19 protein-coding genes are annotated in these 26,761 nt (G+C 72.7%); 12 read left to right on the top strand and 7 right to left on the bottom strand.

Annotated features, from left to right (window positions below; all coding sequences use genetic code 11):
* Nucleotides 1-48: 48 nt before the first annotated feature.
* Nucleotides 49-1,896, bottom strand: coding sequence for an urease subunit alpha (locus ACZ8ZB_RS26150; protein WP_470740068.1), 1,848 nt, complete (start codon nt 1,894-1,896; stop codon nt 49-51).
* Nucleotides 1,889-2,536 carry an urease subunit gamma gene (locus ACZ8ZB_RS26145; protein WP_470740067.1) on the bottom strand — a complete coding sequence of 216 codons (648 nt, stop codon included), beginning with the start codon at nt 2,534-2,536 and terminating at the stop codon, nt 1,889-1,891. The genes ACZ8ZB_RS26150 and ACZ8ZB_RS26145 overlap by 8 nt, the downstream gene beginning before the upstream one ends.
* 233 nt (nt 2,537-2,769) lie before the next feature.
* On the opposite strand from ACZ8ZB_RS26145, the gene ACZ8ZB_RS26140 reads away from it, so the two are divergent.
* Nucleotides 2,770-2,994: a DUF4241 domain-containing protein gene (locus tag ACZ8ZB_RS26140; protein ID WP_470740066.1), complete on the top strand. Its 225-nt coding sequence runs from the start codon at nt 2,770-2,772 to the stop codon at nt 2,992-2,994.
* 297 nt (nt 2,995-3,291) lie between these two features.
* Here the strand turns inward: ACZ8ZB_RS26140 and ACZ8ZB_RS26135 are convergent, their stop codons facing one another.
* The 5 genes from ACZ8ZB_RS26135 to ACZ8ZB_RS26115 form a co-directional block, all read right to left on the bottom strand.
* A complete protein-coding gene (locus tag ACZ8ZB_RS26135; protein ID WP_470740065.1) occupies nt 3,292-4,218 on the bottom strand; it encodes a hypothetical protein in 927 nt (308 codons plus the stop codon).
* A 16-nt stretch (nt 4,219-4,234) separates the two neighbouring features.
* Nucleotides 4,235-5,353 carry an AAA family ATPase gene (locus ACZ8ZB_RS26130; RefSeq protein ID WP_470740064.1) on the bottom strand — a complete coding sequence of 373 codons (1,119 nt, stop codon included), beginning with the start codon at nt 5,351-5,353 and terminating at the stop codon, nt 4,235-4,237.
* Nucleotides 5,350-6,516 carry a GmrSD restriction endonuclease domain-containing protein gene (locus tag ACZ8ZB_RS26125; RefSeq protein ID WP_470740063.1) on the bottom strand — a complete coding sequence of 389 codons (1,167 nt, stop codon included), beginning with the start codon at nt 6,514-6,516 and terminating at the stop codon, nt 5,350-5,352. Before ACZ8ZB_RS26125 ends, ACZ8ZB_RS26130 begins: the two co-directional genes overlap by 4 nt.
* A 251-nt stretch (nt 6,517-6,767) precedes the next feature.
* The gene (locus tag ACZ8ZB_RS26120) at nt 6,768-7,979 is read right to left on the bottom strand and encodes an MFS transporter (protein WP_470740062.1); all 1,212 of its coding nucleotides are present in this window, start codon (nt 7,977-7,979) and stop codon (nt 6,768-6,770) included.
* A 379-nt stretch (nt 7,980-8,358) separates the two neighbouring features.
* Nucleotides 8,359-9,555 (bottom strand): MFS transporter, encoded by a 1,197-nt coding sequence (locus ACZ8ZB_RS26115; protein ID WP_470740061.1) that lies wholly within the window; start codon nt 9,553-9,555, stop codon nt 8,359-8,361.
* A 45-nt stretch (nt 9,556-9,600) separates the two neighbouring features.
* Here ACZ8ZB_RS26115 and ACZ8ZB_RS26110 point away from each other — a divergent pair, with 45 nt between their 5' ends.
* The 11 genes from ACZ8ZB_RS26110 (at nt 9,601) to ACZ8ZB_RS26060 (ending at nt 26,759) form a co-directional block, all read left to right on the top strand.
* The gene (locus ACZ8ZB_RS26110) at nt 9,601-10,347 is read left to right on the top strand and encodes an AraC family transcriptional regulator (protein WP_470740060.1); all 747 of its coding nucleotides are present in this window, start codon (nt 9,601-9,603) and stop codon (nt 10,345-10,347) included.
* 497 nt (nt 10,348-10,844) lie between these two features.
* Nucleotides 10,845-12,323, top strand: a complete 1,479-nt coding sequence (locus ACZ8ZB_RS26105; protein ID WP_470740059.1) for a sugar transferase — start codon at nt 10,845-10,847, stop codon at nt 12,321-12,323.
* Between the two features lie 73 nt (nt 12,324-12,396).
* Nucleotides 12,397-13,722, top strand: coding sequence for a nucleotide sugar dehydrogenase (locus ACZ8ZB_RS26100; protein ID WP_470740058.1), 1,326 nt, complete (start codon nt 12,397-12,399; stop codon nt 13,720-13,722).
* Complete coding sequence (locus ACZ8ZB_RS26095; protein WP_470740057.1) at nt 13,712-14,992, top strand: glycosyltransferase family 4 protein; 1,281 nt, start codon at nt 13,712-13,714, stop codon at nt 14,990-14,992. The genes ACZ8ZB_RS26100 and ACZ8ZB_RS26095 overlap by 11 nt, the downstream gene beginning before the upstream one ends.
* Nucleotides 14,989-16,344, top strand: coding sequence for a YveK family protein (locus tag ACZ8ZB_RS26090; protein WP_470740056.1), 1,356 nt, complete (start codon nt 14,989-14,991; stop codon nt 16,342-16,344). The genes ACZ8ZB_RS26095 and ACZ8ZB_RS26090 overlap by 4 nt, the downstream gene beginning before the upstream one ends.
* Nucleotides 16,341-17,891, top strand: a complete 1,551-nt coding sequence (locus tag ACZ8ZB_RS26085) for a Wzz/FepE/Etk N-terminal domain-containing protein (RefSeq protein ID WP_470740055.1) — start codon at nt 16,341-16,343, stop codon at nt 17,889-17,891. Before ACZ8ZB_RS26090 ends, ACZ8ZB_RS26085 begins: the two co-directional genes overlap by 4 nt.
* Before the next feature lie 3 nt (nt 17,892-17,894).
* Nucleotides 17,895-19,829 carry an asparagine synthase (glutamine-hydrolyzing) gene (gene asnB, locus ACZ8ZB_RS26080; protein WP_470740054.1) on the top strand — a complete coding sequence of 645 codons (1,935 nt, stop codon included), beginning with the start codon at nt 17,895-17,897 and terminating at the stop codon, nt 19,827-19,829.
* Between the two features lie 18 nt (nt 19,830-19,847).
* The gene (locus tag ACZ8ZB_RS26075) at nt 19,848-22,025 is read left to right on the top strand and encodes a bi-domain-containing oxidoreductase (RefSeq protein ID WP_470740053.1); all 2,178 of its coding nucleotides are present in this window, start codon (nt 19,848-19,850) and stop codon (nt 22,023-22,025) included.
* Nucleotides 22,022-23,995, top strand: coding sequence for a heparinase II/III family protein (locus ACZ8ZB_RS26070; RefSeq protein WP_470740052.1), 1,974 nt, complete (start codon nt 22,022-22,024; stop codon nt 23,993-23,995). Before ACZ8ZB_RS26075 ends, ACZ8ZB_RS26070 begins: the two co-directional genes overlap by 4 nt.
* A gap of 3 nt (nt 23,996-23,998) precedes the next feature.
* A complete protein-coding gene (locus tag ACZ8ZB_RS26065; RefSeq protein WP_470740051.1) occupies nt 23,999-25,525 on the top strand; it encodes a right-handed parallel beta-helix repeat-containing protein in 1,527 nt (508 codons plus the stop codon).
* Nucleotide 25,526: 1 nt separating this feature from the next.
* Complete coding sequence (locus tag ACZ8ZB_RS26060) at nt 25,527-26,759, top strand: O-antigen ligase domain-containing protein (protein WP_470740050.1); 1,233 nt, start codon at nt 25,527-25,529, stop codon at nt 26,757-26,759.
* Nucleotides 26,760-26,761: the final 2 nt, after the last annotated feature.

Here is a 26,761-nt window from a genome sequence, read left to right as displayed (position 1 = left end):
GGCCCGCCTTTCGCATGAGGGCCGGGGCCGGCCGGCCCCGGCCGGGGGTCAGAACAGGAAGTACCGCTGGGCCATGGGCAGTTCCGTGGCGTAGTTCCGTCCGACCTCCTGCCCGTCGACGGTGGTGCGGACGTCGGAGGTGGTGGCGCCGCCGATGGTGACGTCGAAGGTGTCGGGGTCGATGTCAATCTCCGGGAGGCCGTTGTTGTGCACCATGTCGGCCTTGGTGACGCCCCGGGTGGAGCGGATCGCGCGCAGCGGCTTGAGCAGTCCTCTCGGGGAGAGTTCGCCGTCGAGGGCGGCCTCGGCGACGAAGTTGAAGGAGTTCGCCGCCGGGGAGCGGCCCTGGAAGCCCCAGACCGGGCGCGGCAGATAGGGCTGCGGGGTGGGGATGGAGGCGTTGGCGTCGCCGATCTGCGCGTAGGCGATCTGGCCGCCCTTGATGACCATGTGGGGTTTCACGCCGAAGAACTTCGGCTCCCACAGGACCAGGTCGGCGAGTTTGCCGTTCTCGACCGAGCCGACCTCGTGGTCGATGCCGTGGGTGATGGCCGGATTGATGGTGTACTTGGCGACGTAGCGCCGGGCCCGGAAGTTGTCCGCGTCGGCGTCGTCCTCGCGCAGGTGGCCGTAGCGGGACTTCATGACGTGCGCGGTCTGCCAGGTCCGCAGGATCATCTCGCCGATGCGGCCCATGGCCTGGGCGTCGGAGGACATCATCGAGATGGCGCCCATGTCGTGCAGCAGGTCCTCGGCGGCCATGGTGGAGGGCCGGATCCGGGAGTCGGCGAACGCCATGTCCGCCTCGACCTCCGGATTGAGGTGGTGGCAGACGATCATCATGTCGACGTGTTCCTTCACGGTGTTGACCGTGAAGGGCCGGGTGGGGTTGGTCGACGCGGGCAGCACGTTCGGCTTGCCCGCCAGGCTGATCATGTCGGGGGCGTGACCGCCGCCGGCGCCCTCGATGTGGAAGACGTGCAGGCCGCGGTAGTCGGCGGTGTCCTTGGTCCGGCGGTTCTTCTTGGTCGCGGCGAAGGTGTGGTGCACGAAGCCCGACTCGTTCAGGGAGTCGGCGTGCAGGGCGACCTGGACCCCGGTCTCCTCGCACACGTTCAGGGCCGCGTCGATCACGGCCGGGGTCGCGCCCCAGTCCTCGTGGATCTTGAAGCCGAGGGCGCCGGCCGCGACCTGGTCGCGCAGCGCCTCCTCGGAGACGGTGCTGCCCTTGGCGAGCAGGCCGATGTTGACCGGGAAGGCGTCGAGCGCCTCGAACATCCGCTGGATGTGCCACTTTCCGGGCGTCACGGTGGTGGCCGTACTGCCCTCGGCGGGCCCGGTGCCGCCGCCGATCAGGGTGGTCACGCCCGACGCGAGGGCCTCGTGGATCTGGCCGGGGCACAGGAAGTGCACGTGTGTGTCGACGCCGCCGGCGGTCAGGATGCGCCCCTGGCCGGCGATCACCTCCGTCTCGGGCCCCACGACGAAGGCCGACGCGCGCGGGTCGGTGTTGCCGGGCGGCGTCATGGTCTCCGGGTTGTACGCCTTGCCGATCGCCTGGATCCGGCCGTCGCGCAGTCCGACGTCGGCCTTGACCACACCCCAGTGGTCCAGGATCAGCGCCCCGGTGATCACCGTGTCCACCGGCTTGCGCCCGTCCCTGCGCGGGATGTGCGACTGCCCCATGGACTCGCGGATCACCTTGCCGCCGCCGAAGACCATCTCGTCGCCGCTGCGGCCCGGCCCGCCGCTCCAGTCCGCGTCGATCCTCAGCCGGAGGTTGGTGTCGGCGAGCCGGATTCGGTCGCCTTTCGTCGGGCCGTACAGGTCGGCGTAGCGGGAGCGCGTCAGCGGGTCCCAGGGCTTCGCGTTCCCGTCGTCGATCGCGTCAGGCATCGAGGTCCTCCTCGCTCTTGTCGGCCTGGAGTCCCTTGACGGTCCGCTCCCCGGCGATGGGCACCAGCATCACGGTGCGCGCGTCGCCGGGCTCGAACCGTTCGGAGGTGCCGGCGGCGATGTGCAGCCGCATCCCGTGGGCGTCCTCGCGGGTGAAGCACAGCTCCTCGTTGGCCTCGGCGAAGTGGAAGTGGGAGCCCACCTGGATCGGACGGTCCGCGGGGTTGGACACCTCCAACGGCACGGGCCTCGCGCCTTTGTTGAACGCGATCCGGTACTTGTCCTCGTCCGGCAGCAGCTCCCGCTTCCCCGGGTGGACGTCCACCTCGGTGTCCGCCTCGTCGAACGGGTCGTGGATGGTCACCAGCTTCGTCCCGTCCGGGAACGTCGCCTCCACCTGGACGTTGGTGATCATCTCCGGTACGCCGTCCATGACCTCGTCGCGCCGCAGCACGTGGCGCCCGGACTCCATCACCGAGTCGACCGTCGCCCCGGCCCGCGCCTCCTCGTAGACGTGCGCCGTCAGCAGCGCCATGACCTCCGGGTAGTTCAGCGGCAGCCCGCGCTCCCGGCGCCGCGCGGCGACGTCCGCCGCCACGTGGACCAGCAGGCGCTCCTGCTCGTGCGGGGTCAGATGCATGCCGTTCCCCTCTCCTGTTCCGTCGCTCCAGCCGGACCGCGCGGCGCACCGGAACGACTGCGTCCGCCGCATGTCGATCCTGGGAGAAGAGGGGTCCCCGGCACAGGGAAAACGGCCCGTACTGCCTGATGGAATGAACCGGGAGCAGGGGTGGTACGGGGGCGCGGCGGCGGACACGCCGACCGCCCTCGGTCGCCTCACCGGCGCCCGCGTCGCCGCTCCCGCCGGAGCCGTTGTCACAGGCGGGGATCACGCTGCCCGGGAAGGTGGGGCGCTCCTGCGAGGAACCGGACGACGACACGTGCGTGTCCCTCGGCGCCGGTCACCCCCACGCCGTCGACGAGACGACGGGAAGCGACCTGGTGTCGTTCCACACCGGGGGCGACGGGACGTGGCCGGTGTGGCTCGGCCGCTCCGCCGCCGGCGACGTCGTCTCGGTCCTGGTGGTCACGTCGTAACCTCTGGCGTCGGGCCGAGCGGCGCCGTGCCGGGTCACGGAGCCGGGTCACGGAGCCGGGTCACGGTGCGGCATCGGCGAGCGCCAGGGCGGCGAGTTCGGTGCGCGCGGTGACGCCGCGGCGCCGAACCTGGTGATCCACTGCATCACGGAGCACCGCTACTGCCCGCCCGAGGAGTCCTACCGCGCGGCGGTACGGACGGCGGGCATCGAAACGGCCGACGAACTGACGCCGGCCGATCAGGGACCCTGCACCTGTGGCTTGCTGTTCCCGGTCACCACGTTCCTGATCGGCCGGTCACTCGAGATCGAGATGAGCAGTGAAGATACCGATGAGGATGCGGCCGCCGAGCCGTTGGTCGGGCAGGCTGAAGTGGATCCTGTTGCGGTCGGGCTTCTCCTTGCCGTGCCATTCGCAACGGTAGGTCTCGTTCTCGTGCTTGACGTCACGCTGCTTCATGATCTTCGGCTTGGACCGGGTGTTGGGGCTCTCGGGTGACAGATCGAGTCCGTGGTTGCCGAGCGCGGCTTGCACGGCCCGGGTGTTGCCCGGGTTGGCCGCGTAGGCGTCGGCGAAGTGGTCGTGCACCACGCAGAGGACATCGACGACCCAGTCCCGCATGACGAGGTAGGAGCCGTCGAATTTGTTGAAGGTCAGGGACTCCGCGAAGACCAGTTCGGGGAAGGCCTCGCGGGCGCGCGCGAAGAAGTCGTGCTCCGCCACGTTCTCCCGGCGGAACAGCTCTCTCCAGAAGCCGGGAAGCGCGGACGGATCACCGAAGAAGTACACGGATGCCTCGGCCGTGGCCGTCGACACCTTCCGCCAGCCTCTCGGGGCGTCGCCGCGGGGGAACACCAGGCATCCGACGGTACTGCCTTCGCCGGTCCGCACCAGCGCGTAGCCGAGCGACCAGGCCATCTCTCTGGCCGTACCGTCCAGCTCCACCTCGTCGGGCAGTCCTGGAAGATCCGTGTCCCAGATCGGGCAGCGGTCCATGAGACTCTGCATCCGCAGCCGGGCGTCCCGGCCGGCCTTCGGCGGTGCGCCCTCGTAGAGCACCTGGTACAGCTGTTGTCCGTCCGCGCACTCGGCCTCGGCCCACCAGGGCGACACCGCGACCGGACGGCTCTCGCCTAACTCGGCGAGAGAGTCACTGAAATCGTCGAGCGCGTCGGTCAGCTGCTCCTCCGTGAGCCCCCGGAAGTCGAAGGACGACTCGTCCACGACGAACCGGTACGGCTCACCTCCCCCTGCGCCTGGCACGGGCCAGCCTCCCGAGGTCGTGCTCGATCTGGTCGAAGAAACCCTTGGGCCACTCGGTCAGCTCACCGCTCGCCTGGAAGTCGATCGGGACGGTGCCGACCTCTTCGTCGCCGAAGTAGTGGATGACTCCCGCCCCGGGGTCGAGCACCCGGTCGTCCGCGACCGCGAGGCGCGCCCCGTTGAGGACGTGGTCGCTGTGGGTCTCCACGACGACCTGGGCGCCGCTGCCCGCGACACGGGCCAGGAAGCGCCCGAGCTTGGACTGCCCGCCGGGGTGCAGGTGGGCTTCCGGGTTCTCGACGATCAGCAGATCGCCGGGACGGGTCAGCAGCCCCGCGACGATGACCGGAAGGGCGTACGAGAAACCGAAGCCCATGTTGGCCGGCCGGATCGCCTCGCTGAGCAGGCCCGGCTCCTGGAACCGGATGGTGCTCGCGGTGATGCCCGGCGGCCATTGGGCGTTGATCTTTATCGGGCGGATGATGTCGGACGCCCAGGTCTCCACCTGGGTCCGCAACGTGGTGACGCCGTGGGTGGCTTCCGTGCTCGGGTGCTGAAGCTCCTCGCGCACGTGCCGGGTCTCGTTGAGAGCCAGCACCTGAGCCGTGTACTCACCCTGAACACCTACGCCGATGAGGTCGGGGTGTTCGGCGGAGACGCCGAGCTGGTCGCGCGGCCCGAGGCGCTCGGCGCACAGGTAGGTGAATCCGCAGCCGCGCAGGGACAGCTCGGGCGGACCGTCGGGCGTGCCCTCCGGGACCCGCAGGTACAGGGCCTGTTCGTCCGGCACGTGAAGGCGGTGGGTGACCGCCCGGCCGGCCGTGTCGCTGTCGAGCCCGATCTCGATGCACGAGTCGGGGGCGTCGGGGTGCAGAACCTCGGACGCCTCGCCGAGCGCGAGTCCGTAGGGCCCGTTGAGCTGGACGACACCGCCGCCCCCGCCGGGCGCCTCGGCGAGCTGACGGGCGAGCAGCAACGCCTGGATGGTGGTGCTCTTGCCGGTTCCGTTGAGACCGGTGAGGACCGTCAGGGGACGCAGCGCGAACGAGGCGTCGGTGAAGCGCTTGAAGTTGCGGACACGTAATGAGGTGATCACTTGCCTGCCTCTGCGGCCTTGGCCGCTTCCTCGAACCGGTATTTCACGCGGCGCAGCCCGCCGGTGGACGCGGTGATGGCTTCCAGGTAGGTGTAGTCACTGGTCATGAGCCTGCGGGCGGCCTCGACGATCGCGTCGCGCCGCTGCTCCAGGTCCTCCGGCGCGTAGCGCGCGAGAACGATCGACCACGTCTCGAACAGCGCGCGGTTGATCGGGTTCTTGCCGTTGACGCCCAGCGGCCACTTACGGAACGCGTACTCGTCGAACAGCAGCCGGGCGTTCTTCATCGCACGGTCGAAGTCGGCCATCAGCTGTTCCGCACGCTCGGTGGGGACGGCCCGCTCGTCGTCCAGCAGGGTCGTCGTGTGCTGGAGAAAGGGGTCCATGGCGGAGTACTTGGCGTACCCGTCGACACCGAGCAGCCAGAAACCGGCGAACCGCAGCGCCATCTCCCGGTCGTTCATCCGGATGTGGTTGCGCCAGTTCGTCGCCCGGTTGAACTCGTCTGTCGACGTCATGCGCTTGAGGATGTCCCGGCTGCGGTCCTTGCTCATGCAGTGGCGGATCTCCTGCGCGTTCAGCGGCGTGCCGCCGGTGTTGATGCGCTTAAAGATGTCGTACATGACGTCCGGCGGCGTGGTCGGGTCGATGACGTGCGCCATGATCTGGGCGTTGTTGATCCGCCGCTTCCACGGGGCGGGCAGGTCCTCGAAGCGGGCACCCTCGACCACCGTCTTGAGATACTCCACGCCCTTGAGGGCGAAGCCGGACTTCTCACCGCCACGCACGAAGTCGTGGATGGTCGACAACCGTTGGAGCCCGTCGACGACGCGCATGGCGCCGTCCGTGTCCTCGGCGAAGTAGAAGGCGGGCAGCGGGATCTGGAGCAGCACCGACTCGATCAGGCGTGACTTCTGCCCCAGTTTCCACACCCGGCCACGCTGGAAATCGGGGGCGAGTTCCAGGGTCCCGTCGTCGATCATGTCGAGGGCGTTGCGCAGTGAGAACTGCTTGCTGTTGACCCTGATCTGCTCCGGTTTCCAGGGCCGGTCGATCTCGGGCGGCGAGGTGTCGCTCTCGCTCTCCTCCTCGACGTCCAGGCCGCCTTCGACGGAGTACTCCTCCTTGATCTGCGACAGGTCTGTGGTCTCCGGGCTCGTCATGGAAATGATCGTAACCGGCGGGACGCGCCCGTGTGGGGCTCCCGCTCGGAGGCGGAAGCCGAAAGGTCCCGCGAGGTGGCGCCTGCGGTTGCGGACGGACGAGATGCGTACACGCGCTCGTGTCGTGGACGGCATGGTGTCCCGGTGACCGGCGGGAACGGAGCCCGGACCGGCGTCGGGCACCGGCCGCGGACCGACCGGATGCGACGCGACCGCACCAGCGGGCCGGCCCCACGCGGCCGGCCCGGCGCTCAGCTCCGCCGGGACCGCAGCACCCCGGCGAGCAGGATGACCAGGAGGCCGGCGAGGGGGACCACGAGCAGGCCCGTGCGCAGGCCGGCCGCGTCGGCGACGAGTCCGACGAGGGGCGGGGAGCACAGGAAGCCCAGGCGCATGAGCCAGGAGACGAGGGTGAGTCCCGACCCGGGCTTGAGGCCGGGCAGTTCGTCGGCCTCGTGCATCGCCGCGGGGACGAGGGTCGCCACGCCGAATCCCGCGGCGGCGAAGCCGAGGATCGTCCCCGGGACCGTGGGGACGGCCAGCGCCAGCCCCATGCCGGCCGCGGCGACGAACCCGCCGGCGCGGGCCACCCGCCGCTGGCCGAACCGGTCCACGAGCCGGTCGCCGATCAGGCGGCCGACGAACTGCGCGCCGACCAGGGCGATGAATCCCCAGGCGGCCAGGGTCACCGACGCGTCCAGGGAGTCGGCGAGGTACAGCGCGGCCCAGGAGTTGCCCGCGTCCTCGACGAGCGTGCCGGCGGTGGCGATGAGGACGAGGGCGGCCAGCACGTACACCGTGCGCCTGGAGCCCGTCGTGTTCCGCTCCCGGCGCGGGTCGCCGCCCGCGGCGCCCTCCGCCTCCCCGGCCGGCTCGGTGTCGGGCCCGGGCAGGCAGTGGCGCAGGGCGACGCAGGCGGCGATCCCGAACAGCAGGCCCGAGACGAGCAGGTGCTGCCCCCGGGAGAGGTCCAGTGCGATCGCACCGGCCGCCATGGCCCCTCCGGTGACGGCGCCGATGGACCAGACGGCGTGGAAGGAGTTGATGATGGACCGTCCGTAGCGGCGCTGCACGCGCAGGCCGTGGGCGTTCTGCGCGACGTCCGTGATCGCGTCCATGGCGCCGGCCAGGAACAGCCCCGCCGCGAACACGGCCACCGAGCCGGCCAGGCCCGCGGTGAGGACTCCCGCGCCGGTCAGCAGGGTGCCGATCACCGCGACCCGCGCCGAGCCGAGCCGGCGGACGAGCACCCCCGCCGCCAGGCCGGCGACCATGGCGCCCGCCGGGAACGCCGCGACGGCCAGCCCGTAGGCGGCGTTCCCGATGCCGAGATCGTCCTTGATCTGCGGATACCGCGGCAGCAGATTGGCGAACAGGGCCCCGTTGGTGAGGAACAGCACGGCCACGGCCGCCCGGGCCCGCCGGTCGGCCCCGGTGGGCTGCTGCAGTACGTCGACAGTCATGCGGGGAGCCTACAGAGGGAAGCGTACGTTCGTACACTCACCCTCCCCCGGACCGGCGCACCGCCGTCACCAGGCGCGGTGCGGCGCCGAGCCCGGTGCGAGCCGTCTCCGGCGCGGCCGGAGGGCGTCCGGCCGGCCGCGGACTCGATCAGGTCCGGGTGGAAACCGTGCGGGGAGAACAGGGCCGGGGTGGCGCCCGTGGTGTCGTGGCCCTGGTCGGCGGGCAGGGTGCGGATGCGCCCCGGTCGTCGCAGGGCGCCGGTGCCGCGGCGGGCGGCGGTGGCCTTGGCCTCACCGAGGAGGGTGATACGGCCACGGCGCCGCGGAAGCCCGCCGCCGAGGGGGCCGGCACCGCGTCGGGCGACGGGGGCGGAGCGGTTCAGGCCGTGGACGTCCGCGTGCCGGCGTCGTCGTGTCGCCGTACGGCCCGGTGCACGGCGGGCTCGGGCAGGCGGCGGAGGAGCAGCCAGCTCAGCAGCGGCATCAGGACGAGCGGGACGAGGGCGGTTCTCAGGGAGGTGGCGTCGGCGGCGGCGCCGAGCAGGGGGGCGGCCAGTCCGCCGATGCCGACCGCCAGGCCGAGGGTGATGCCGGAGGCCGTGCCGACACGGGAGGGAAGGTAGTCCTGGCCGAGGGTGACCTGGAGGGAGAAGGGTACGTAGAGGCCGGCCGAGGTGAGTGCCACGAACAGGAAGAGGGCGGGGCCGGGGACGAGGACGACGCCCGCGACGGCGACGGTGGAGACGAGGTAGGACCAGCGGCACACGCGGACGCGGTCCCACCGGTCGGCCAGTCTCCCGCCGAGGACCGAGCCGACGGCGCCCCCGAGGTAGAGCACGAAGAGCGCCGCGGTGCCGGCGACGGGGCCGCCGTCCAGGCGCTGCTGCGTGTGGAGCGCGATGAACGTGCCCAGGCCGACGAACACGACCGAGCGGAAGACCACGGCCAGGGAGAGCTTCACGAAGGACTTCACGTCGTCGTGCCCGGCCGCGGTCCCGCCGCCGGTGTCCGCGGCCTGCCGTCGGCCGAGCATGTGCAGGACCGGTGCGCACAGGGCCGTGCCGGCCAGGGCGGGGAGGACGAGCAGCGGGGTGGCCCGCAGTCCCCAGGGGCTGATCACGGCGGAGACCATGAGGGGGGCGAGGGCGAAACCGATGTTGCCGCCCAGGGAGAACCAGGCCATGCCGGCGTGGCCGCCCCGGCCGGCGAGCCGGGCGACCCGGGCGGATTCGGGATGGTAGGCGGCGACTCCGATCCCCGACAGGGCCACGAAGGCCAGGGTGATCCCGTACGAGCCGCTCAGCCCGCTCAGGGCGATGCCCGCGCCGCTCAGCAGGGTGCTGAGCGGCAGGAGCCAGGGCATCGCCCATCGGTCGGTCAGTACGCCGAAGACCGGCTGTGCGACGGACGACAGCAGGGACGCGGCCAGGACGATGCCGGAGGCGACGGCGTAGTCGTAGGCGCGCTCGGCCACGAAGAACGGCACCAGGGACGCCACGGCGCCCTGGTAGACGTCCACGCAGGCGTGGCCGACGGACAGGAGGGTGAGGGACGTCGTGGTTCGCACGCACCCCATGCTGACGACGGGCCGGCTGTCGCGCTTTCGATAAGGTGCCTGCTCGTGAAGGAAATCCGCCACACGCCTGTGGCGCCGACACGCACCCGGCACCTGGCCCCCGGCGCCTCCATCGACGCGCACCGGCACGACGACCACCAGATCGTCTACGCCGGCCGGGGCACCATCGCGGTCACCACGTCCGCGGGGACGTGGGTGACGCCCGCGACACGCGCGATCTGGGTGCCCGCGGGCACGGTGCACGCCCATCAGGCCCATGGGTGGCTGGAGTTGCACCTGGTGGGCGTCGCCCCCGGTGAGAATCCCCTGGGTCTCGACGCCCCCGCCGTGCTGGGGGTGAGCCCGCTGCTGCGGGAGTTGATCATCGCCCACACCGGCGCCCCGGAGCACGGGAGCGCGGAGCAGCTCCGGCTGCGGGCGGTCATGCTCGACCAGCTGCGCCCGGCTCCCCAACGGCCACTGCACCTGCCGACGCCCTCGACGCGGATCCTGGCCGAGGTGTGCGACATCCTGCGCTCGGACCCGGCGGACGGCCGCTCACTGGCCGAGCTGGGCCGGCAGGTCGGCGCCGGCGACCGCACCCTGTCACGGATGTTCCGCCGCGATCTGGGCATGACCTTCACCCAGTGGCGCACGCAGATGCGGTTGCACCACGCGCTGGTCCTCCTCGCCGACGGGACGTCCGTCACCTCCGTGGCCCACCGGTGCGGCTGGTCGTCGGCCAGCACTTTCATCGACGTCTTCCGTCGCGTCTTCGGGCACACACCGGGCAGTCATCACGCCGCCGACTGAAAGGACTTCGCGCGTGGCGGTCGCGGCCGCCCACCCGGGTGAGCCGCTGGAGCGGCGGTGGCGTCAGGGCGCCCGCAGGCGGTGCGGTCGCCGGCCGGCCGATCCCGTCTCAAAGCTTGTGCACGAATCACACACATCCCCTCTACATACCGGCCCCGATGGTCTAGATTGACCTTGCTTCAGCCGTTCGGACACGGGGCGACCATTAATGATCTTTAGGTCCGGCACGACGGAAAGCCAGCATTCGCTTCTCCCGCGCAAAACACGGGAGTGATCAATTCCGAATCCCGAGAGGGGCCTTGGGTGCGGGGAGCACCCCGGGTTCCGCTGCTGTCGGGGCGGGTTCTTCAACCATTTCCGGCATAGCCGGGACGGCGTGTGCGGGGGGCGGGGGCCTCCCGTGGGGAGGAACAGTACGGCGCGGGGGGCGGGGGCCTCCCGGGTGGAGAAACGGTGTCAGGGGAACACGTCGAACCACTGGGGACCTGGGGGGTTCTGTGCGGCAAGGGGGATTACTCAGCCCGTTTCCGTCGGCGCGCGGGCGCCTGGCGAACGGGGCGATCAGCAGGCCCGCGATCGACTGGGAGCACCGGTACCGCCGTACGGTGATCACCGGCGATGCCGTGACCACGGCTTGTGTGGTGGCGGCGATCGGCAATTTCTTCGGGGCCCGGGACGCGGCCAACTGGCATGAGAAGTGGGGGATTCTCGCATTCGGCACCTGGGTGCTGGTGCTGGGGGCGCTCGCGGTGAGCCGGTCGTGGGCTCCGGCGGTTCTCGGCCAGGGGGCCGAGGAATTCCGCCGGCTCGGGCGCTCCTTGTTCGCGGCGACCGTCGTCCTGGCGCTCGGCGGAATCGCCCTGACCTCGCGCAACATCAAACTCTGGATCTTCGTCGCGATTCCCGCGATCGCGCTCGTCACCATGACCACGCGGTATCTGCTCCGCCTCCGGCTGCACAGGCAGCGCAAGGACGGATGGTGTCTGAGACCGGTGCTCGCCGCCGGGAGTCCGGAGACGGTGCGCGACCTGATCACCCGGACCCGCAAGTTCCCGCACCTCGGCTGGCGGGTGGACGCGGTGTGCACGCCGGACGGTCTCGGGCCCGACGGTGACCAGCTGGAGGGGGTGCCGGTCGTCGGCCGGCTGACGGACGTCGCGAGCCACGTCCGCCGCGACGGCTACCGCGTCGTCGCGATCACCCCGGACCCGCACTGGTCGCCGGAGCGGCTGCAGCGGCTGGCCTGGAACCTCGAGGGCAGCGAAGCCGACATGGTCGTGGCCCCCGTGCTGATGGAGGTGGCCGGCCCTCGGCTGCACATCGACGCGGTGCTCGGCATCCCGCTGCTGCGGGTCAGCATGCCGGCCTTCACCGGGGGCCGCCGGGTGGTCAAAGGGGTCGTCGACCGGCTGGGCGCGGCGCTCCTGCTGGTGCTGTTCGCGCCGCTGATGGTGTGCGTCGGGCTGCTCGTGCTGGCGACCAGCCGGGGCGGGGCGTTCTACCGCCAGCGCAGGGTCGGCAAGGACGGCCGCGAGTTCACCATCCTCAAGTTCCGCACCATGGTCGCCGACGCCGACCGGATCCGTGCCGAGCTGGCCGACCGCAACGAGGGCGCCGGCCTGCTGTTCAAGCTCCGCCGGGACCCGCGGGTGACCCGGGTGGGAGCGGTGCTGCGCCGGTACTCGATCGACGAGCTCCCGCAGCTCTTCAACGTGCTCACCGGATCGATGTCGCTCGTCGGGCCGCGGCCTCCGTTACCGGAGGAGTGCGCCGCGTACGGCCCGGACATCCGGCGGCGGCTGCTGGTCAAGCCCGGGCTCACCGGCCTGTGGCAGATCAGCGGACGCAGCGACCTGTCGTGGGAGGAGGCGGTCCGGCTGGACCTGCGGTACGTGGAGGACTGGTCGCTCGCCCTCGACACAGTGATCCTGTGGAAGACGCTGCGCGCGGTGCTCTACGGCCAGGGGGCCTACTGATGCGCCGGGCCCGTCGTCCGGCCGGCGCACGGAACGCAGGCCGTGGGGGCCTGCCTGGGGGGAGGAACGGGACATGAGAGTCAGCGTTTTCGGGCTCGGCTACGTGGGCTGCGTGTCGGCCGCGTGCCTGGCCAGCATGGGGCACGAGGTCGTCGGGGTGGACGTCAGCCAGGTGAAGGTCGACCTGGTCAACGACGGCAGGGCCCCGGTGGTCGAGGAGCGGATCGGCGAGCTCGTCGCCGAGGTCGTGGGGAGCGGGGCGTTACGCGCCACCCGTGACGTCCGCGAGGCGATCATGGACAGCGAGGTGTCACTGGTCTGCGTGGGCACGCCCTCGGAGCCCAACGGCAGTCTGTGCACCACGTACCTGGAGCGGGTCACCGAACAGATCGGCGCCGCGCTGGCGGACCGTCGTGGGAGCGGCGGGCGGCACACCGTGGTGTTCCGCAGCACCATGCTCCCGGGCACCTGCCTGGACCTGCTGGTGCCGATCCTGGAGAAGTCCGTCGGCGGCACGGCCGGGGTGGACGTCGGAGTCGCGGTCAACCCGGAGTTCCTGCGCGAGGGCACCAGTGTGCGGGACTTCTTCGACCCGCCCAAGACCGTCGTCGGCGAATTCGACCCGGCGAGCGGCGACGTGGTGGCGGCGCTGTACGAGGGCCTGCCCGGCGAGGTGTTCCGGGTGCCGATCCCGACGGCCGAGGCGGTCAAGTACGCGGACAACGCGTTCCACGGTCTCAAGATCGGCTTCGCGAACGAGCTGGGCGCGGTGTGCCAGGCGCTCGGGGTGGACTCGCACCAGGTGATGGACGTGTTCCTGGCCGACCGCAAGCTGAACATCAGCCCCGCCTACCTGCGGCCCGGCTTCGCCTTCGGCGGCTCCTGCCTGCCCAAGGACCTGCGCAGCCTGGTGTACGCCGCGCGGCGGGCCGACGTCTCGGTGCCCATCCTCGCCCATGTGCTGCCCTCCAACTCCGACCACCTGCAGCGCGCGGTGGAGCTGGTGGAGCGCACCGGCAAGCGCCGGGTGGGGCTGTTCGGGCTGTCCTTCAAACCCGGCACCGACGACCTGCGCGAGAGCCCGCTCGTCGAGCTGGCGGAGCGGCTCTTCGGCAAGGGGTACGACCTGAGGATCCACGACGCCAACGTGAGCCTGTCCCGGCTGCTCGGCGCGAACCGCGAGTACATCGAGAGCCGGCTGCCGCACCTCGCGCACCTGCTCGCGGACTCCGTCGACGAGGTGCTCGAGCACGCCGAGGTGTGCCTGGTCGGGACCAGGGACCCGGCCGTGCTGGCGGCGCTGCCGCACGGCGGCGGCCCGCTGATCGTCGATCTCGTCCGCCTTCCCGACGCCGAGGCGCGCCGGACCGAACCGGGGTACATGGGCCTTGCTTGGTGACACGTCGTTCGACGACACGACCGGGGACGGCCGACGCGGTGGGCGCGCGCTGGTCCTGGTGGAGAACCTGTCGGTGCCGTTCGACCGGCGGGTGTGGCAGGAGTGCACGACCCTGCGCGACGCGGGCTGGACGGTGGACGTCATCTGCCCCCAGGGGAGCAAACGGGACACGGAACCCGAGGCGGTGATCGACGGGGTGCGGATCCACCGCTACCCGTTGCGCGCGGCCACCGGCGGACCGGCCGGCTACCTGCGGGAGTACGGAGCGGCGCTGTGGCACACGCTCCGGCTGGCCCGCAAGGTCGGCCCGGTCCACGTGGTCCACGCCTGCAACCCGCCCGACCTGCTGTTCCTGCCGGCCCTGTGGCTGAAGCGGCGCGGCGCGCGGTTCGTCTTCGACCAGCACGACCTGGTGCCCGAGCTGTACCTCTCCCGGTTCGGCCGCGGCGAGGACCTGCTCCACCGCGCCGTGTGCGCGCTGGAGCGGATGACCTACCGGACCGCGGACGTCGTGCTCGCCACGAACGAGAGCTACCGGGACGTCGCGGTGCGCCGGGGCGGCCGGCGGCCGGAGGACGTCTTCGTGGTGCGCAGCGCGCCCGACACCGAGCGGTTCCACCCCGTGCCGCCCGAGCCGGAGTTGAAGCGCGGCAAGCCCCATCTGCTGTGCTACCTCGGCGTCATGGGCCCGCAGGACGGCGTCGACTACGCCTTGCGGGCCCTGGCGAAGCTGCGCGACGAGGTCGGACGGACCGACTGGTACGCGGTGTTCGTCGGCGCCGGCGACACCTTCGACGCGATGGTGGAGCTGTCCCGGCGGCTCGGGCTCGACGAACAGGTGCAGTTCACCGGGCGCGTCCCGGACGCCGACCTGGTGCGGTACCTGTCCACCGCGGACGTGTGCCTCTCCCCCGACCCGCGCAACCCGCTCAACGACGTGTCGACCATGAACAAGGTCCTGGAGTACATGGTGATGGGCCGGCCGATCGTCTCGTTCGACCTGAAGGAGGCGCGGGTCTCCGCCGGTGACGCCGCCGTCTACGCGCCCGCGAACGACGAATCCGAGTTCGCGAAGTCCATCGCGCTGCTGCTGGACGACCCGGAACTGCGGGCCCGGATGGGCAAGACCGGCCAGGAGCGGATCGGCGGAAAACTCTCCTGGCGGAACTCGCAGGCGTCGCTGCTCGCCGCCTACACCGCCGCCTGCCGTGGCCGGGTCCCGGTGCCGGCGAACGCCCGGGGGCGCGCGGGGAAGAGGCCGCGTCGTTGAGCGATGACACGATACGCCTGGCCACGGTCGGGCGGATGATCCATCGGCGGTGGCGGCTGCTCGCCGTCCTCGCCGCGTTGGGCGCGCTCGTCGGCTACGGCGCCTCCCTGCTGTTCCCGCCGCGCTACACGACGTCGGCTTCGGTCCTGCTGCTGGGGGCGTGGGAGGAGCGCGAGCTGCTGACCCAGACGGAGATCGCGACCAGTTCGGTGGTGGTCGACCGGGTGGCCGCCACGCTCGACTGGGCCGGGGTCGACGGCGGCGAGCTGCGGGAGCGGGTGCGCGCCGAGGCCGCCGACGGGAACATCATCAAGGTCTCGGGCACGGCCGACACCCCGGAGCGCGCGCAGCGGCTCTCCGACCAGGCGGCCCAGGAGTTCGTCGCCTTCGCCGCGGGGATCACGGGCGACGGCGCCGGCTCCGAGGCGGCGGCGCGGCCCGAGGAGCTGCGGAAGCTGGTGGTGCGGACCAGCCGCCGCATCACCGAGCTGGCCGACGCGGCCGATGCCGGCCGGACCGTGGAGGGCGTGCAGACCCGCACCGAGCTCGCGAAGCTGCGCACCGCGCTGCAGGAGGCCGTCACCGAGCTGGAGCGGGCCGACCCGGCCACCGACGAGGCCGGCATGGTCGTCATGGGGCCGGCGGCCCGGCCGGACGGCGAGACACCGCCGACGCGGATCCAGCTCGTCGGCGGCGGGGCGCTGCTGTTCCTCCTGCTCGCGGTCGTCGGCCATCTCGCCGCCGCGCGGACGAACCGTCGGCTGCGCACCGAACCGGAGATCGTCGCGGCGCTGGGCGCGGTGCCGCTCGGCACCGTCGACGTGCCCGCCGAACGGCCCGCGCACCCGCCGGAAGGCCGTGACCCACGGGCCCGGATCCGCCGGTTCCTCGGTGTCGACGTCCGGTGGGACGTACCGGTCGCGCGGACGTCCGGCGACGAGGCCGGCCGGCGGATCCGCTACCGGCGGGTGTGCGCCCGTCTGAGGGGCCGGCCGCCGCTGGCCGGGCGGCGGTTGCTGGTCGTGGTCCCGGGCGGCGACGAGGTCGCCCACCGGGCCGCCGAGCGGCTCGTCACCGAGGCCGAGGGTGATCCGCTGCTGCGGGTGACGAAGGTTCCGGTGTCCCGGCCGGTGGTGCCGGACCGCGGCGACGAGTCCGGCGCCCTGGTCGTGCTCAGCGCGGGCAACTGGACCGCGGGGGAGCTCACCGGCATCGCCGAGGCGTGCGCGGAGGCGGGGCACGAGATCGTCGGCGTCGTCGTCGCCGGCCCGGTCCGGGCCCGTGCGAAGCGGTCCGCCGACGCCGCGCCGGCGCTCGTGGCCGCCGACGACGCGACGGGAGGTCCAGGGTGACGACGCCTACGGGTGCGGAGTCGTCGGCCGCTCCGCTGCTGGACCTCCAGTCGCTGGTGGTCGCGGTGCGCAGGCGCCGCCGCCTGTGGTGCTCCATGGCGCTGCTGGGGCTGCTGGCCGGCATGGCGGTGGCGGTCCTGCTGCCGGCGCCGCCGACCGCGGTGACCACGGTGCTGGTCGCGCACGAGGCGGACCAGCCGAACGACCCCGGAACGCTGATCCGCACCGATGCCGCGCTGCTGGGGACCACGCGGATCGCCGGCCAGGCCCTGCGGTCCCTCGGTTCCCCGGAACGTCCGGAGGACTTCATGCGGGACTACCGGGGCACCGGCCTGACCAACAACCTGCTGCAGATCACCGTGACGGGTGACAGCGACGCGGAAGCGGTGGCCCGCGCCGAGGCACTGGCCGAGGCGTTCGTCGCGGACCACGTGAAGCGGATCAAGGAAGCCGCGAACGCCGAGGCCAAGGCCCTGCTCGGCCGGCGCGACGACATGCGGGACGAACTCGCGCGGGTCAACGAGGAGATCGGGAAGGAATCGCCGCAGAGCGACCCCGAGGCGTCGGCGAACCTCGAGTCGCTCTTCGCCCGCCGGGCCGAACTCACCTCGCGGATCACCGACTTCGACCAGCGCGCCGAGGAGGCGCGCCTGGGCGCGCCCCGGCTCGTCACGGGCACGCAGATCGTGGACGCCGCGCGCGTGGTGGAGCACTCCCTGGCCAGGACCGCCGCCACCGACGCCGGGCTCGGGCTCGTCCTCGGGCTCGCGCTCGGCCTCGCGCTGGCCGCCGTCGGCGCGGTGGTGGCGGACCGCCCCGTGCTGCGCCGGGAGATCGCGGCGAACCTGGGCGCCTCCGTCATCGCGGAGCTGCCCGGCCGGCCGGGCGGGCCGTGGCGGCGCCGGCGGGTCCGGACGGCACGGGAACGGCTCACGGTGTCCCTGGCCCGTACCGTACGGGACTCCGCGGAACCGGTGTCGCTGCTGGAACTCGGCTGTGCGCGCGGTGCGGGCACGATCGCCCTGGACCTCGCCGGGGCGCTGGCGCCGGAAGGGCCGGTGACCGTCGTCGACGGTCTGCCCGGCCCGCAGCTCGCCGAGCGCCGCCCGCGGCCGGGGGACCCCACCGTGGTCGGCGGCGCGGACGCCGCGGCCGTGACGCCCGGGGAGCGCCGGATCGGCGTCGGCTCGGTGGCGCCCGGCACCGCGTGGACCGACCTCCGGTACCTCGGCACCCGGACCGTGCTCGTCGTGCGGGCCGGACACGGCAGCGCCGCGTGGCTGCACACCGTGGCGCGGCAGCTCGCGGACCAGCGCATCACGGTGATCGGCGTGGTGCTGATCGACCCCGATCCGTGTGACCGGACCGACGGCACGCTGTGGGACGGGCCGCGGACCGCGCCGCGCGACCGCGGCGAGCGGCCTGCCCGGCAAAGCGGCGGGGGTCCCTCCCCCGCCGTCCGGGCGGTGGGGGAAGGCCGGCGGGAAACGGAGCGGCTGCCGATGTCGGCGGCACGGGTCCCGGACAGCGACCAGGAGGCGCGGTAGGACATGTGTGGCATCGCAGGCACGTACCGGTGGCCGGACGGGAAGGCCGTGACCGACCGGCTCACCGATGTCCTCGCCCACCGGGGTCCGGACGGGGCGGGCCGCTACAGCCGTCCCGTCGGCGACGGCGAGGTGCACCTCGGGCACCGTCGGCTGGCCGTCATCGACCCCTCCGAGACGGGCGCCCAGCCGATGGCCTCGGACGGCCTCGTCCTGACGTACAACGGCGAGCTGTACAACGCGCCCGAGCTGCGGGCCGAGCTGGCGGCCGCCGGGGTGCGCTTCCGCGGCACCTCCGACACCGAGGTGCTCCTCGAGTCATGGCGGCGCTGGGGCACGGACTGTCTGCCCCGGCTGCGCGGCATGTTCGCGTTCGGGATCTTCGACGAGCGGACCGGTGAACTGGTGCTGGCCCGCGACCAGTTGGGCATCAAGCCGCTGTTCCTGCTGCGGCGCGGCGCGGGTCTGGTGTTCGCCTCCGAGCTCAAGGCGCTCGCCGCGGTGGCCGGCGGGTCGCTGGAGGTGGACCACGCGGCCCTCGTGGCCTCGCTGCTGTACTACTGGGTGCCGGACTCGCGGTGCGCGTTCCGCGAGGCGGAGAAGCTGCCGCCGGGGAGCTGGCTGAGGTGCCGGCCCGACGGCCGGGTGGAGCGCGGCCGGTTCTGGAGCCTGAAGGACGTCGCCGCCGAGGGCCAGGAGCGGGCCCTGGCCGGCGAGCGGCCGGACCTGGCCGCCGTCGTCGAGGAGTCGACCCGGCGGCACCTGCTCTCCGACGTGCCCGTGGCGACCTTCCTCTCCGGCGGTCTCGACTCCAGCTACCTGACCGCGCTGGCCGCCCGCCACCGGCCCGGGATCTCCGCCTACACGATCGGGTTCCGCGCCGAGGACGCGAGGTTCGAGGCGATGCCGGACGACCTGCGGTACGCCCGGCGGGTGGCCGGGCGGTTCGGCGTCGACCTGCACGAGATCGAGATCGCCCCGGACGTGCTCGACCTGCTGCCGCGGATGACGTACCACCTGGACGAGCCGATCGGCGACCCCGCGGCGATCAACACGTTCCTGATCTGTTCGGCCGCCCGGGAGGCCGGGGTCAAGGTGATGCTCTCGGGGATGGGGGCCGACGAGCTGTTCGCCGGGTACCGCAAGCACCTGGCCAACCTGATCGCGCTGCGCTACCAGCGCGTCCCGCGGCCGCTGCGGCGCGGGGTGTCCGCGGCGGTGGACCGGCTGCCGGTCGCGACGAGTCGCCGGGGGTACCGGTCGGTGCGCTTCGCGAAGCGGTTCCTCTCCTTCGCCGACCTGCCGGAGGAGACCGCGTTCCGGCGCAGCTACACCCTGTACGACCAAGGCGAGCTGCTCGCCCTGATCGACCCGGACCTGGCCCCGGCGGTCGAGGACGTGCTGACCGAACACGCCGACACCTACCGGGACAACGACCTCGACGACTTCGTCAACCGCATGTGCCTGGGCGACGCCCGGATGTTCCTGCCGGGCCTGAACCTCGCCTACACGGACCGCTCCAGCATGGCCGCGTCGACCGAGGTGCGGGTGCCGTACGTGGACGTCGAGGTGGTGAAGGCGGCGTTCGCCGTGCCCGGCGACCGCAAGATCGTCGGACGGCAGGGCAAGGCCGTCCTCAAGGAGGCGGCCACCTCGATCCTGCCCCGGGAGATCGTGTACCGGCCCAAGGGCCTGTTCAGCGCTCCGCTGCGGGCCTGGATGAGCCGGGACCTGGCGCCGCTGGTGCGCGAGGTGGTCAACGACGGCGAGCTCGTGCGTTCCGGGATCCTGCGCCGCGACGCGCTCCGGCGGCTCGTCGCCGAGGACGCCGCCGGGCAGCGGGACTTCTCCAAGCACCTGTGGCACGTGCTGACCCTCGAGTACTGGTACCGCGGCGCGACCTCCAAGGCCGGCCAGACCCCTTCCCCGACGGCGTAGAGAGCAAGAGGACTTCTGGTGAAACAGGTTGTGCAGAACTACAGGAGCGGCGAGCTGGCGCTGCTCGACGTGCCGGTGCCGGGCTGCAAGCCGGGCGGTGTCCTGGTGCGGAGCGCGTACTCGCTGATCTCCACCGGGACCGAGCTGATGAAGGTCTCCGAGGCCGGCATGTCGATGGTGGGCAAGGCCCGTTCCCGGCCGGACCAGGTGGCCAAGGTCGTGCAGAGCGTGGCCGCCAACGGGGTGCCCGCCACCTACCGCAAGGTCATGGGCAAGCTGGACTCCTACACACCGCTGGGCTACTCGCTGTGCGGGGTGGTCGAGCAGGTCGGCGCCGGGGTCGACGACGTGAAGGTCGGCGACCTGGTGGCCTGCGCCGGCAACGAGCACGCGCTGCACGCCGAGCTGAACTGGGTGCCGAAGAACCTCTACGCCCGGGTGCCGGACGGCCTCGCGCCGCGGCACGCGGCCTTCGGGACCGTCGGGTCGATCGCGTTGCAGGGCGTGCGCCAGGGCGAGTCGCGGCTCGGCGAGGTGGCGCTGGTCATCGGCCTCGGGCTGATCGGGCAGCTGGTGGTGCAGCTCCTCGCCGCCTCGGGGGTACGGGTCGTCGGGGCCGACCCCGACCCGGCGCGCTGCGAGCTCGCCGAGCGCCTGGGCGCGGCGGCCTGCGGCGATCCCGCGTCCGCGGCCGTGGAGAGCGCCGTCGCCGAACTCACCGACGGCCACGGCGTGGACCAGGTGTACCTGGCCGCCGGCGGCGGCAGCAACCAGCCCGTGGAGCTGGCCGCCCGGCTCTGCCGGGACCGGGGCCGGGTCGTCGACATCGGCAAGTGCCGTCTGGACCTGCCGTGGAACGCGTACTACGAGAAGGAGCTCGACGTCCGGTTCTCCCGTTCGTACGGTCCCGGGCGCTACGACCCGGAGTACGAACTGGAGGGGCGGGACTACCCGATCGGCTACGTGCGCTGGACCGAGCGCCGCAACCTGGCGTGCTTCCTCGACCTCGTCGCCCGCGGCAGCGTCGACGTGGAGCCCCTGGTCTCCCACGTCGCCGACTTCGACGACGCCGTCGAGACGTACCGGAGCCTGAAGGACGGCGAACTGAAGGCCGTGGCCGTGCTGTTCCGGTACCCCGGGCAGGAGGCCGAAGCAAAGGCCCCGGTGGTGGCCGTGCCCACCGTGAACGTGAAGCGGAGCCCGGTGCGGGCCGCCGGGACGCCGGTGCGCCTCGCGTTCGTCGGCGCGGGCAACTACGCGTCGTCGATGCTGCTGCCGCACCTGGCGCAGCGCGACGGCGTCGAGTTGTCGACGGTCGTCACCACGACGGCGCTGTCCGGGGCCAACGCGCAGCGCAAGTTCGGCTTCGGCGGGGCGACCACCGACCTCGACGCCGTGCTCGGCGACGAGTCCGTCGACGCGGTGTTCGTGGTCACCCGGCACAGCTCGCACGCCGAACTGACCCGGAAGGCGCTGCTGGCCGGCAAGGCGGTGTTCGTGGAGAAGCCGCTGGCGCTCACCGAGGACGAACTGGCCGGTGTGCTCGCCGCGGTGGAGGAGTCCGGCAACGACCGGATCCAGGTGGGCTTCAACCGCCGGTTCGCGCCGCTGCTGCAGGAGGCCAGGAAGCGGTTCGGCACCCGGACCGGCCCGGCGAGCCTGCGCTACCTGGTCAACGCGGGCCGCCTCGACCACGGGAGCTGGTACCTCCGGCAGGACACCGAGGGCTCGCGGTTCGCCGGTGAGGGCGGGCACTTCATCGACACGGCGAGCTGGCTGCTGGAGGCCGACCCGGTCTCGGTGTACGCGGTCGCCCCGTCCGGCAACGAGGACCTCCAGGTCGTCCTGCGCTACCCGGACGGGTCCACCGCCACGATCAGCTACGTCACCACCGGTTCGTCCGGGTTCCCCAAGGAGACGCTGGACCTCATCGCGGACGGCAAGGTGCTGCGGCTCGACGACTTCGTCCGCGCCGCTGTTTACGGTGGCCGCCGTAAGCGGTGGGTCAGTTCGCGGCTGCCCAGGGCCCGGGACAAGGGCCAGAACGCCGAACTGGCCGCGTTCGTCAAGGCCGTGCGGACCGGCGGGCCGATGCCGGTGCCGCTCGAGTCGCTGGTCGCCACCACGGCGGCCACCCTCGCCGTGCGGGCCGGCCTGGCCGGGGGCGCGCCGGTGACGCTCACGGGGGCGCGATGACTGCGAGCTCGGGGAGTCCGGGGTGGTACCTGCGGCGGCTGTCCCGGATGGGGCCGCGGGAGATCGGCGGCCGGGTGGGCGACACGGTGCGCAGACGACGGTGGCGGTCGGCGCCGCCGGACTGCCCGGACGTGGCCGGCGCCCGGTTCACCGCGGTCCTGCCCGCGGGGGCGGTCGCCGCGGTGCCGCCGGACGCCGCGAAACGTCTCGTCGCCGAGGCGGACCGGCTGATGGCCGGGCACGCCGAGTACTTCGGGGTGGCCCGCGACGACCTGGTCGACCCGGACTGGTGGTACGACCCGAAGACCGGACGCCGGGCCCCGTCGGGTTACGCCTTCGACGTGCCGTACCGCGACGAGGACGCGGTCGGGGACGTCAAGCAGATCTGGGAGCTGTCCCGGCACCAGCACCTCACCCGGCTCGCCGCCGCCTACGCGGTCACCGGGGACGAGCGGTACGCCGAGCGGGTGGCCGAGCACCTGCGGTCGTGGTGGGCGGCCAACGCGCCGCTGCGCGGGGTGCACTGGGTCAGCGGCATCGAGCTGGGGATCCGGCTGCTGTCCTGGGTGTGGGTTCGCCGGCTGCTCGACGGCTGGCCGGGCGCGGCCGCCCTGTTCGAGGGCGATCCGGTGGCCCTGAACCAGATCTGGCACCACCAGCGCTGGCTGGCCGCCTTCCCCAGCCGGGGCTCCTCGGCGAACAACCACGTCGTCGCCGAGGCCGCCGGGCAGTTCGCCGCGGCCTGCGCGTTCGGGTGGTTCCCCGAGTCGGCGCGCTGGCGGACCGACTCGCTGCGGTCGCTGGACCGGCACCTGCGGGGCAACACGTTCCTCTCCGGCCTCAACCGCGAGCTGGCCACCGAGTACCACGGGCTCGTGCTGGAGCTCGGCCTGGCCGCGGTGGCGGAGGCGGACGCGGCCGGTGTGCCGGTGCCCGCGACGGTCCGGCTGGTGCTGCTGCGGATGACCGACGCGCTCGCGGCCGTCGTGGACAACCGGCTGCGGCCGCCGCGCCAGGGGGACGCGGACGACGGACACGGCCTGGTCGTGGACGGCGCGGGCACCGACCGCTGGGGCTCGCTGCTGGCCACCGGGGACGCCGTGTTCGGGTCTCTCGACTGGTGGCCGGAGGTGACCGGCACCGATGTGCGCACCCCGCTGCTGGCCGCGCTCGTCCGGCCCCGCGCGGAGAAGGGAACCGCGCGCCCGGCGAGCCGGCCGGCCCACTTCGCCGACGCGGGGATGACCGTCCTGCGCGGTCCGGAGGAGATCTGGTGCCGTTGCGACGGCGGCCCGCACGGGTTCCTGTCCATCGCCGCGCACGCCCACGCGGACGCGCTGTCCGTGGAGGTCCGGCACGACGGGGTCGACGTGCTCGCCGACCCGGGGACGTACTGCTACCACGGGCAGCCCGAGTGGCGGCGGTACTTCCGGTCGACCCTCGGCCACAACACCCTGCAACTGGGCGACGGGGACCAGTCCGTCTCCGGCGGCCCGTTCCTGTGGACCCGGCACGCCCGCAGCCGCGTCCTGGCCGTGGACACGTCCGGCGCCCTCGACGGGGGGACGGCCCACTGGTGCGCCGAGCACGACGGCTACCGGCCTTCCGTGCACCGCCGCCGGGTGGAACTGACGTCCACCACGCGGGAGGTGAGGGTGGTCGACGAGGTGCGCGGCCCGCGCCGGACCGTGCGCCTGGCGTTCCACCTCGGCCCGGAGATCACCGCGGACCTGGTGGGGAACCGGGCCGTGCTCACCTGGACCCGGGACGGCGAGGAGCGCTCCGCGGTGCTCGACCTGCCCGGGCGGCTTTCCTGGCGGGCGCACCGCGGCGAGACCGAGCCGCCGCTGGGCTGGTACTCCGCCGGCTTCGGACGCAGGGAACCCACGACCACGCTGGTCGGCACCGGCACCGCCGACGGCACGGAGGAGTACACCACCGTCCTCGGCTTCCGCGGTCAGGGGGCCTGATCCGTGGGGACGAAGTGGCGGCACCGGGCGTTACCGGCGGCACCGCTGACGCTGGTCCTGCTGGCGGCGGCGACCGGCTGTGACGGCGGCACGCCGGACGCGCGGCCGGAGCCGACCGCCGCGCCGGCCGCGCCCGTGGCCCGGGTGTGCGACGCGCCCGCCGCGGGGCCGGCGAAGGCGCCGGCGGGCGCGGTGACGGTCGACCCCGCGGTCGCCGGCGACCTGGCCGCGAAGACCAGGAACAGCCCCCCGAACACCACGTTCTGGCTCCGGCCGGGCACGCACAGGCTCGAGCCGGACCGCTACGCCCAGGTCGTCCCCAAGGAGGGGAACACCTACCTCGGCGCGCCGGGCGCGGTGCTCGACGGCCGGAAGACCAACCAGTACGCGTTCGGCGGCACCGCCCGCGACGTCACCATCCGCCACCTGACCGTGCGGGGGTTCGTCGCGCCGCACGACGAGGGCGTGGTCAACCACGACTCGGCCGACGGGTGGGTGATCGAGCACTCGACGATCCGGGACAACTCCGGCGCCGGGCTGATGGCCGGCGCCCGCCAGCAGGTGCGCGCCAACTGCCTGCGCGACAACGGCCAGTACGGCATGAACGCGTACAAGGCCGGCGGCCCCCTCCGGGACCTGGTCGTCGAGGGCAACGAGATCACGGGCAACAACACCGGCGACTGGGAGCGGCGGCGGCCGGGCTGCGGCTGCACCGGGGGCGTCAAGTTCTGGGCCGTGGACGGCGCCGACGTGCGCGGCAACTGGGTGCACGACAACCGCGGGACCGGGTTGTGGGCGGACACCAACAACAACGACTTCCGCATCGAGGGCAACGTGCTGGAGGAGAACGACGGTGCCGCGCTGATCTACGAGACCAGCTACAACGCGGTCGTCCGGGACAACACGATCCGGCGGAACAACTGGGTCGAGGGCCGCAGGTACGCCGACCGCGGCGACACCTTCCCGTTCGCGGCCGTCTACATCTCCGAGTCCGGCGGCGAGCCACGGGTGCGGGCCCGCACGGACAGGATCGAGATCCACCGGAACGTGCTGGAGGACAACTGGTCCGGGATCACCCTGTGGGAGAACGCCGACCGGTTCTGCAACAGCCCCGCCAACACCTCCTCCGGCGACTGCACGCTGCTGGTGGAGGACAAGGACCGCTGCGCGCAGCCGGCCATCGCCACCGCGCCGCTCTACGCCGACTGCCGGTGGAGGACCCAGCGGGTGGACATCCACGACAACCGCTTCGTGCTGGACAAGTCCGTCGTCGACTGCGCGGCGATGTGCGACCGGATGGCGGTGCTGGCCAACTACGGCACCTACCCGGACTGGTCGCCGTACCAGGGCGAGCGGGTGTCCGAGGCGATCACCCGCGAGCAGCACAACCGCTGGCACGACAACACCTACGTCGGACCGTGGAGGTTCACCGCCCACGACCCGAGCCGGGTGCTCGACGCCGTGCAGTGGCAGGGACCTCCGTACCGGCAGGACGCGGGCAGCACCTTCCGCGCACGGGGCGGTGGCTGAGATGGGCACGGACCACACGCCGAAGCTCGTCGGGACGGCCTGGGGGCTGCTGGTCCTCAACACGCTCGGCTCCGCCGGGGCGAGGACCGTCGTCCCGCTGCCCCGTTCCCTCATCCAGATGGTCACCATGGGCGCGCTGGCCGTCGCGTTCACGCTGGCGCTCGCGGTCAACCTCCGGCTGCGCGTGCGGCCGAGCGCCTACCTGTTCCTGCTCACCCTGCTGCTGGTGCCGAGCGTGATCTCCAGCGCGGACCCGGAGTCCGGGTTCGGCGCGCTGTTCCGCTGCGCCCGGCTGGCCCTCTTCGTCGCCACGCTGTGGCTGCTCAGCCGCTGGTGGGACGGCGGCACGACGTTCGTACGGCACCACATCCGGATGTACTTCCTGGTCCTCGGGTCGGTGGCCGCCGGCCTGGCGATCTCACCGGGCGCCGCCCTGCCCGACCTCTACGGCGGACGGCTGGTCGGCGCGCTGTGGCCGCTCACCCCGCCGCAGATCGGACAGTACGCCGCGGTGATCATCGGGCTCACCGTGCTGCTCCTGCTGGGCCGCCGGACCGACCGGCGCAGCGCGGCGCTGGTCGTCGTGCCGTCGCTGGTGCTGCTGGCGCTGACCCACACCCGGACGGCCACGCTCGGTCTGATCGCCGGGCTGGTCCTCGCGATCGGCTCGCTCGTGCTGACCAGCGCCGGCGCCCGCCGGTTCTTCGCCTGGACGGTGCTGTGCGCCGCCGTGGCCGCGGTGGGGTTCGGCTCCGCGCTGCAGGCGTGGTTCCTGCGCGGTCAGAGCCAGGAGAACTTCACCAGCCTCACCGGCCGGGCCAAGGTCTGGGACGCCCTGCTGGCGGCGGACCGGACGACCTCGGAGTTCCTGCTCGGCACGGGCCTGGGCGACAAGTCGTTCGGCGGGCTGCCGATCGACAACAGCTGGCTGGCCGTCTACCACGAGCAGGGCGTGACCGGTGTCGTCCTGGTGGCGGCGTTCGTCGTCGTGCTGGGCGGCGTCGCGCTGCTGCGGCCGCCGTCGCTGTCGCGGGCCTGCGCGATCTTCCTGATCAGCTACTGCGCGATCGCGTCGTACACCGAGGCCGGGCTGGGCGACGCCTCGCCGTACCTGCTGCACCTGGCCGTGGCCGCCTCGCTGCTCGCGGCGCCCGCCCCGGCCGCTCCCCCGCCGGCGGCCGACGTCCCCCGACGACGCGTTCCGCGCTGGGCCCGGACCTCGGAGGTGACCTGAGC

Source organism: Streptomyces sp. 12E (assembly GCF_055633275.1).
The sequence above is the reverse complement of the archived record's forward strand: the minus strand, read 5'-3'. Positions and strand labels throughout refer to the sequence as shown.